General features: G+C 71.2%; 1 protein-coding gene. It reads right to left on the reverse strand.

Annotated features, from left to right (window positions below; all coding sequences use genetic code 11):
• A partial coding sequence (locus SH203_RS15160; protein ID WP_087121796.1) for an exo 1,3/1,4-beta-D-glucan glucohydrolase occupies window positions 1-2,305 on the reverse strand: 2,305 nt, incomplete at both ends.

Consider the following 2,305-nt stretch of genomic DNA (forward strand, 5'->3'; position numbering starts at 1 on the left):
GGACAGATAGCGTCGCCTTCGTTTGAAGCGAGTCGGATATTTTCGACGGTGGCGGCGAAGGGTCCGGCGGCGCGCAGGCCCCAGGGCTGGTCGACGGCGGCGAGGTCGGCGCCGCGGTCGCGCAGGCAGGACAGGCGGACCTTCATCGTGCGCCATTCGCCCAGCGGCGCGGCCTTGAACAGGTCGGTGACGTCGACCTGGCCCTGGCCCAGGGTCAGCATGACCGGCGCGGTCGGGGCCGCGTCGACGCGGTAGCGGAAGGCGATGGCCATTTCGCCGTTGGCCTGGCGCACCAGATCGACCGGCTGGGCCGCGATCATCGCCATGCCGCCGGCCGACGAGAAGGTCAGGGCCCGCGCCGATTCCTGGCCCGCCCCGTCGGCGGAGCGCACCGAGACGCCGCCGCGCGGGCTGGCCCCGGCCTTCTCGGCCCCCAGCCGGAACTCCCCGCCCGCGTCGCGCAGCATCAGCGACCAGGGGGCGATGAAGCGACCGTCGACGAAGTAGCGGTCCAGGCTGCCGCCCGCGCCGGCCACGCCGCTGTCCTCGGACAGGACGCCGACGCGCGCGGGCCGGGCGTAGGTCAGGCCGTAGCCATAGGCGAACTGGGGGTCATAGCCCGGCTGGCCCACGTTCAGCGGCTCGCCCTTGGCGGTCTTTGGCCAGCTGAAGGACAGGGTTCCATGGAAGTCGTCGCGCGGCTTGCCGGCCGGATCGCCGATCAGCACGTCGGCGATCCCGCCGCCCTCGGTGCCCGGCAGCCAGGCGGCGACGAAGGCGTCGGAGGCGTTGATCTCCGGGTTGGTCCACATCGGACGGCCCGACAGGAAGACCGAGACGGTCGGGACGCCCGCCGCCTTCAGGCGTTTCAACGTCTCCAGCGGTTCGGTCGGCAGGAAGTCCAGCGTGTCCACGTCGCCCTGGAACTCGGCATAGGGGGTCTCGCCGAAGACGACGATGGCGACGTCGGGCTTCTGGGTGAAGGAGCCGTCGGCGCTGAGGGTCGCCTGGCCGCCGCCGGCCGCGACGGCCTCGCGGATGCCGCTCCAGATCGACTGGCCGTTGGGGAAGTCGGCGTTGGTGTTGCCCGTGCCCTGCCACGTCAGGGTCCAGCCGCCCGAGGCCTGGCCGATGTCGTCGGCGTGGCCCGCGACCAGCACCCGCGCGCCCGACCGGATCGGCAGGACCGAGCCTTCGTTCTTCAGCAGCACCAGCGACTTGCGCACCGCCTCGCGCGCCAGGGCGCGGTGGGCGGGCGAGCCCAGTTCGTTCACATGGCCCTCGACCGGGCGGCTGTCATTGAACAGGCCGGTCTTGACCTTGACCCGCAGGATGCGGCGCACCGCCTCGTCCAGACGCGCCATCGGGATCTCGCCCGACTTCACCTGGGCCAGGGTCGAGGCGTAGAGCGGCTTCCAGCTGTCGGGCGCCATGAACATGTCGATGCCGGCGTTGAAGGCCAGGGCGCAGCTTTCGTTCGAACAGCCCGGCAGCTGGCCGTGGGCGTTCCAGTCCGACACCACGAAGCCGTCGAAGCCCAGCGGGCCGCGCAGCACGTCGGTCAGGATGGTCTCGTTGCCCGAATGCTTGACCCCGTTCCAGCTGGAGAAGCTGGCCATGATCGACAGCACGCCCGCGTCGATGGCCTGGGGATAGCCGGACAGGTGGGTGCGGATCATCTCCTGTTCGGTTCCGGCGAAGTCGCCCTGGTCCTTGCCGCCCGTGGTGCCGCCGTCGGCTAAGAAGTGTTTGGCCGAGCCGGCGATATGGCCGGCGGTCAGCGGATGGTCGGCCGACAGCCGACCCTGCAGGCCCAGGGTCATCGGCCCGGCGTAGCTCTGCGCCACCTCCGGGTTCTCGGCATAGCCTTCGTAGGCGCGGCCCCAGCGGTCGTCCTGGGGCACGGCCAGGGTCGGGCCGAAGGTCCAGTCGGCGCCCGTCACCGCCACCTCCAGCGCCGTCGCCTCGCCGATGCGGCGGATCAGGTCGGGATCGCGCGCGGCGCCCAGGCCGATGTTGTGCGGGAAGATGGTCGCGCCGACGATGTTGTTGTGCCCATGCACGGCGTCGATGCCGTAGATCAGCGGCACCTTCGCCCCCGGTCGCTGGGCCGCCGCCGCGCGGAAGGCCCGGGCCAGTTCGACCCATTTGTCGGCCGAGGCCCGCTCGTCCCCGCCCGGCGAGGAGTTGCCGCCCGCCAGGATCGACCCCAGCGGATAGGTCAAGAGGTCCTCGGGCTTGATCGAGCCGATGTCGGCCTGGATCGTCTGACCGACCTTCTCCTCCAGCGTCATCCGACCCATCA

It is taken from the genome of Brevundimonas sp. SH203, assembly GCF_002157625.1.
GTDB lineage: Bacteria > Pseudomonadota > Alphaproteobacteria > Caulobacterales > Caulobacteraceae > Brevundimonas.